The following is a 5,616-nucleotide window of genomic DNA, read 5'->3' as shown; positions in this document are numbered from 1 at the left end:
GATTATATGTATTCAATAAATGTTACCAGTTATAGAGTTGCAGAAGATGATGAACTTGGATTGGAAGGCAAGATGCCAACTGTCGAAATAGTATCGAAGTAAACAGTCAAGCTATTTTATAATGAAACACAAAGATGGCGGTACACATTGGAATAGGATTCAAAAGCCGTATGAAGAACACAGCATCAAAAAAGAAAACTTGTCTCGGATTTTTGCTGATCGTATTTTTAGCATATGTGGTGTGCTATCTTCTCTCTCAAACAGTGTTTCATGAAATCTACTTGTTTGAATGGACAGCAGCCCATTATTATTTGTGTGTATGGGTTGCATCCGTTACTTTCTGTTTTCTGGAAATGTATAAAGCGGCTCTTATCACAACGGCTGGAAACTGGGCAGGAATTTTGATTGGACAAGTGTTGGGCGATTTCATTATTAAAATAAACGCCACAAAAATCACGCCGGATATGTATATAGGAAAAGTATGGCAGCTCAAGACACACTATGGAGTTTTGATTTGGCTGCTCGTTTTCCTACTTTCGTTTATTATCGGAATGCTTGTTGAAAAGAAAAATCATTGTTAAAATGCGTAGTTAATAATAGACAGCCCTCTATTTGCAACGGCTGCAAGTAGAGGGCTGTCGGTTTTATCTGTATATTCCAATTAAAGGTCAATCCTCTAAATCTGCCATGGTCACAGCTGAGTGAGAGATAATGCTCAATCTCACCACCCAGCACAAACTGGGCGTACTCCAAAGATTTATTCTAACGAATGAATATTCTGCGTTTTAAACAATTTAACGACGAATATATTGTGTAATATAGAGAATTTCAATTGCGACTTCGCACTCGATTGACTTGTAATGCAAAAAGCATTACAATAAATTCGAGGTGATAACCATGGAAAAAACGATGATGTTGAACGTCCGGGTCAGCCCCAGCGTTAAGCAGCAGGCCGAAGACGTGTTGAAGCAGCTCGGCATCCCGATGGCAACAGCCATTGATATGTACCTGCGCCAGATCACCCTGACTGGCGGCATCCCCTTCTCGCTATCCCTGCCGAAAGCTCCTGCGGCGCTGAACGCCGATACCATGACCGATGACCAGCTCCATGCAGCCTTGCAGGTGGGCATCAAGGAGATTCAGAACGGTGATACCGTGGATGCTGCAAGCGCATTCGCACAGTTCAGGGAACAGCACAGATGAAGCAGTATGACGTAAAAATTTCCCATGCAGCCCTCAGTGATATGGAGCAGATTTACAGCTACATTGCTGACCGCCTGCTGGAGCCTGACACGGCCATGGGGCAGTATAACCGCATTGCAGAAGCCATTCAGTCGCTGAACATCCTGCCGGAACGCTGTGCGCTGGTAGAGAGCGAGCCGGAGCGCACCCAAGGGCTGCGGCAGATGCTGGTGGATAACTACTCGGTGTTCTACATTGTGGGCGAGGATACCGTGTCGGTGGCTCGTGTGCTGTACAGTGCATCCGACCTTGTGCGCCGCCTGCGGAGAATGAAGTGAAAGGGGTATTCGCATGACCGCCGTAATCTACGCTCGCTATTCCAGCGATAATCAGCGCGAAGAATCCATCGAAGGTCAGATTCGTGAATGTACGGCCTACGCCGAAAAGAACGGCATCACTGTGGTCAAACACTACATTGACCGTGCCCTTTCCGCCAAAACCGACAACCGCCCGGATTTCCAGCAGATGATCAAGGACAGCGAGAAACGGTTGTTTGACATTGTGCTGGTCTGGAAGCTTGACCGCTTTGCCCGAAACCGCTATGATTCAGCGCACTATGAGTACCAGTTGGAACGAAATCATGTCAAGCTGGTATCTGCCACGGAGCCTATCTCTGACAGCCCTGCGGGTATCATGGTCAAGAGTATGCTCACCGGCATGGCTGAATACTACTCGGCAGAACTTTCTGAAAAAGTTGTGCGCGGCATGACCGAGAATGTTTTGAAGGGGAAGTACAACGGCGGCACGATTCCCATTGGTTTTAAGGTGGATGAGGAGAAGTTCTTTCAAGTCGACCCGCTGAAAGCTCCCTTTGTGGTAGAAGCCTTTCAGCGGTACAACGATGGCGCGACCATGAAAGAATTGATGAACTGGCTGAACGACAGTGGTGTGACCACCAACCGCAATCAGAAGCTCACCTATAACAGTATTCAGACCTTGCTGACAAACCACCGTTATATCGGCGAGAACCGTTTTAAGGACATTGTGATGCCCGACAGCATCCCAGCCATCGTGGACAAGGACTTGTTTGAAGAAGTGCAGCAAAAAATCAAGAAGAACAGCCGCGCTCCTGCCCGTCACAAGGCCGAGGATGATTATCTGCTCACCACCAAGCTGTTCTGCGGAATGTGTGGTGCCATGATGTTCGGCGAGTGCGGTACGGGTAGAAACAAGGTCGTTCATCATTATTATAAGTGCGCCACCGCTAAGCGTTTCAAGACCTGTAAGAAAAAGACCGTTCGTAAGGAATGGCTGGAAGATTTGGTCGTGGCTGAAACCATGAAGCTGATTCAGGACGATGCCGTGATTGATGCCATCGTTGCGGAAGTGATGGAGTTGCAGGATCAGGAAAACACCACGCTCCCTTTACTGGAAAAGCAGATGCGTGAGGTAGAGAATGGCATTGAGAATATGCTGAACGCCATTCAAGCAGGTGTGCTGACCAACTCCACCAAATCGCGTTTGGAAAAGCTGGAAGCCCAGCAGAAAGAACTTGAGGTTCGGATCACCGAAGAAAAAATTGCTCGGCCACGGTTGAGCGAAAATCAAGTTCGGTTCTGGCTGACCCGGTTCCGCAAGCTCGACCCGAACGTGAAAAGCCACCGGGAGACGCTTATCAACACGTTCGTGAACGTCGTTTATCTTTATGATGAAAAAGTTTTGATTACATTCAACTACAAAGACGGCACAAAAACCATCACTTTCGATGAAATCGCCGCCAAAGATGCCTCGGAGGGCAATGGTTCGGATTTTGGTTGCTTCGCTCCACCAAGAACTCCAGCGTTGTGATGACGCTGGAGTTTCTGTTTTATTTGAATTTCTACAAAGCACCGCAAGGGTGGATTCGAACAGCTGCGGCGCTGTCGTGGAAGACAGCGCAAAAACAGCCCAGTGGGCTGTTTTTAGCAGCGCGGCTTGCGTAATCCACCCGCGCCCATAAAAAAACCGCCGACGTATCTCTATGTCGGCGGTTTTCTGTTTGCAGAGGATGGCGTGGCTGCTCTCGGGGGCGGGCAGGATGTCCTCTCGCTGGTTTGGCGGGGTTTTATCACGTCACTGTCCTGAAGTCAAGAGGGGGATTTTGATCTTCAAAAAAAAAAACTACGCCCCCGGCAGAAACAGCAGCGTGCCCCGGGCGGCCAGTACGGGCTGGAACAGGCAGCCCGCCAGCCCGGCGGTGAGCGCCACAACGAGAAACAGCAGTGCCAGGACCAAAACAAGCCGGGCCAGCCCGAAGCGGTGGTGCCCGGCGGGGACTTTTTTGCGCTGCATGGTCAAACCTCCCTTTGTATCAGAGCTCTGCGCCATCCTATGCCGGGCTGTGCCGATTGTGTGCGGGCGCAAAATGTGGTACACTGTTACCGACAAATCACGGAGGAACTGTTATGCTGACCATTACACTGCTGGGTACGGCGGCCACCATGCCCCTGCCGGACCGTGCCCTGACCGCCGCGCTGGCCGAATGCGGGGGCCATGCCCTGCTGTTTGACTGCGGCGAGGGCACGCAGGCGGCGGCCCGCCGCGCCGGGGTCAACCTGATGAAGCTGGATGCCATCTGCCTGACCCACTATCACGGCGACCATATCTTCGGCCTGCCGGGCCTGCTGCAGACGCTGGGCTGTCAGGGCCGGGAGCGCCCGCTGACCCTTTACGGCCCCGAGGGGCTGGGGGAAATCTGGCCCGCCCTGCGCACCCTGACCGGGCCGCTGCCGTATCCGGTCAGGGCTGTGCAGCTGGACACAGACCCCATCGACCTGACCACCCTTTCCTCCGGCTGGCCTGCGGGGGCGCAGCTTACGCCTTTCCGCACCCGGCACCGGGTGCCCAGCCGGGGCTACCGGCTCGACCTGCCCCGGGCGGGCCGCTTTGACCCTGCAAAGGCCCGGGCGCTGAACGTTCCGGTGCCTGCATGGAAACTGCTCCAGCGGGGCCAGAGCATCCCGCTGGAAAGCGGGGCTGTGGTCGCTCCCGCGGATGTGCTGGGCCCGGCACGCCGGGGTCTGCGGTTCGTGTTCTCGGGTGATACCGCCCCCTGCCCGGCACTGGAACAGGCCGCGCAGAACGCCGACCTTTTCCTCTGCGATGCCACCTACCCCGACAACGAGCAGGAGGCGCAGGCAAAGCAGTGGGGGCACAGCACTTTTGCGCAGGGTGCGGCCATTGCAAAAAAGGCTGACGTGCGCCGGTTCTGGCTGATGCATTATTCGCCCATGATCCTTGAACCGGAAGCCGCCCTGCCCAATGCGCAGGCGGTATTCCCGGCGGCGGAGTGCGGCTTTGACGGCAAACAGATCATCCTGCAATATGACGAGGAAGCAACATGACAACGATCAAACTTGACCCGGGTGCAGCCCTGCTGCTGGATGCGCTCCATGGGGCGGGCCATGCGGCCTACGCTGTGGGCGGCTGTGTCCGGGACAGCCTGCTGGGGCTGGACCCCCACGATTGGGACCTTTGCACCAGCGCCCGCCCGGAGCAGGTGATGGCGCTGTTCGGGGAGGAGAAGTGCATCCCCACCGGCCTGCAGCACGGCACCGTGACGGTGAAGCAGGGCGGCAGGCTCTATGAGACAACGACCTTCCGCACCGAGGGGGCCTATTCCGATGGCCGCCACCCGGATGCCGTTTGCTTTGTGCCGGATGTGCGGGAGGATCTTGCCCGGCGGGATTTCACCATCAACGCCATGGCATACAGCGCCGAGGAAGGGCTCATCGACCCCTTTGGCGGGCGGGACGACCTTGCCGCCCATCTCGTGCGGGCGGTGGGGGAGCCGGAACGCCGCTTTGAGGAGGACGCGCTGCGCATCCTGCGGCTCTACCGGTTCGCGGCCCGGTTCGGCTTTGCCATCGACCCAGCTACCGGTGCTGCTGCCCGGGCACTGGGGCCGCATCTGGACTGCGTTTCGGCGGAGCGCATCCAGGAAGAACTGCTCAAGCTGTTGGCGGCACCCCGGCCCGGAAGCTATCTGGAACCCGCCGTTCTGGCCGTTATCCTGCCGGAGCTGGAACCGGAAAAACAGCCGGAACGGTTTGCGGAACTCTGCCGTACCATCGACCGGATCGAACCAACAGCGGAGAATGTGCCCGCCCGGCTGGCGGCCCTTCTCTGCCCGCTGGGTGAAGCCGGCGCCCGCAAAGCTCTGCGCAAACTGAAATGCTCCAACGCGCTCACAGATGAGGTGACAGCGTTGGAAAGGGAAGCTGGAGGGGGTGCCGGGAGCTTTCTCCTCGGACACGAGTTCGAGTTGCGGCACCCAGCGGATGCTTTGTGCCTTGAGCGGCACTCGCATCCTGCTGGCCGCTGCCCCAACAGCAACTCCTTGTTTCCGCCGCAGGCGGCAGTCGTTGCCGTTGCAGGCCATTCCATCGCCCGCCC

Annotated in this window: 8 protein-coding genes; 7 read left to right on the top strand and 1 reads right to left on the bottom strand. The window is 55.6% G+C overall.

What is annotated here, in order from left to right; translation table 11 throughout:
- The first annotated feature begins 170 nt into the window (after positions 1–170).
- The 5 genes from J3353_RS15515 (at position 171) to J3353_RS15495 (ending at position 3,164) form a co-directional block, all read left to right on the top strand.
- Positions 171–581, top strand: coding sequence for a hypothetical protein (locus J3353_RS15515; RefSeq protein ID WP_242701005.1), 411 nt, complete (start codon positions 171–173; stop codon positions 579–581).
- 316 nt (positions 582–897) lie between these two features.
- Positions 898–1,203 (top strand): type II toxin-antitoxin system RelB/DinJ family antitoxin, encoded by a 306-nt coding sequence (locus J3353_RS15510; RefSeq protein WP_097781600.1) that lies wholly within the window; start codon positions 898–900, stop codon positions 1,201–1,203.
- Positions 1,200–1,520, top strand: a complete 321-nt coding sequence (locus J3353_RS15505; protein ID WP_112090862.1) for a type II toxin-antitoxin system RelE/ParE family toxin — start codon at positions 1,200–1,202, stop codon at positions 1,518–1,520. The genes J3353_RS15510 and J3353_RS15505 overlap by 4 nt, the downstream gene beginning before the upstream one ends.
- Positions 1,521–1,533: 13 nt before the next feature.
- Entirely contained in the window at positions 1,534–3,030 is a 1,497-nt protein-coding gene (locus J3353_RS15500; protein WP_207685196.1) for a recombinase family protein, read from the top strand.
- The gene (locus J3353_RS15495; protein ID WP_156059319.1) at positions 3,027–3,164 is read left to right on the top strand and encodes a hypothetical protein; all 138 of its coding nucleotides are present in this window, start codon (positions 3,027–3,029) and stop codon (positions 3,162–3,164) included. Before J3353_RS15500 ends, J3353_RS15495 begins: the two co-directional genes overlap by 4 nt.
- Before the next feature lie 178 nt (positions 3,165–3,342).
- Here the strand turns inward: J3353_RS15495 and J3353_RS15490 are convergent, their stop codons facing one another.
- Positions 3,343–3,513, bottom strand: coding sequence for a hypothetical protein (locus tag J3353_RS15490; RefSeq protein ID WP_154277582.1), 171 nt, complete (start codon positions 3,511–3,513; stop codon positions 3,343–3,345).
- A gap of 113 nt (positions 3,514–3,626) precedes the next feature.
- Between J3353_RS15490 and J3353_RS15485 the strand changes: the two genes are divergently transcribed.
- Entirely contained in the window at positions 3,627–4,565 is a 939-nt protein-coding gene (locus J3353_RS15485; RefSeq protein ID WP_207685195.1) for a ribonuclease Z, read from the top strand.
- The coding region (locus J3353_RS15480) for a CCA tRNA nucleotidyltransferase (protein ID WP_242701004.1) at positions 4,562–5,616 on the top strand (1,055 nt) is incomplete at its 3' end. The genes J3353_RS15485 and J3353_RS15480, both read left to right, overlap by 4 nt.

This window comes from Faecalibacterium sp. Marseille-Q4137 (assembly GCF_017377535.1).
Lineage (GTDB): Bacteria > Bacillota > Clostridia > Oscillospirales > Ruminococcaceae > Faecalibacterium > Faecalibacterium duncaniae.
Note: the sequence above shows the minus strand (reverse complement) of the source record. Positions and strands in the feature narration are given on the sequence as shown.

What these genes read in the sequence shown, in the direction of transcription:
- J3353_RS15505 (WP_112090862.1), top strand. Translation starts at nt 1,200, where the DNA reads ATGAAGCAGTATGACGTAAAAATTTCCCATGCAGCCCTCAGTGATATG.
- J3353_RS15515 (WP_242701005.1), top strand. Translation starts at nt 171, where the DNA reads ATGAAGAACACAGCATCAAAAAAGAAAACTTGTCTCGGATTTTTGCTG.
- J3353_RS15485 (WP_207685195.1), top strand. Translation starts at nt 3,627, where the DNA reads ATGCTGACCATTACACTGCTGGGTACGGCGGCCACCATGCCCCTGCCG.
- J3353_RS15490 (WP_154277582.1), bottom strand. Translation starts at nt 3,513, where the DNA reads ATGCAGCGCAAAAAAGTCCCCGCCGGGCACCACCGCTTCGGGCTGGCC.
- J3353_RS15500 (WP_207685196.1), top strand. Translation starts at nt 1,534, where the DNA reads ATGACCGCCGTAATCTACGCTCGCTATTCCAGCGATAATCAGCGCGAA.
- J3353_RS15510 (WP_097781600.1), top strand. Translation starts at nt 898, where the DNA reads ATGGAAAAAACGATGATGTTGAACGTCCGGGTCAGCCCCAGCGTTAAG.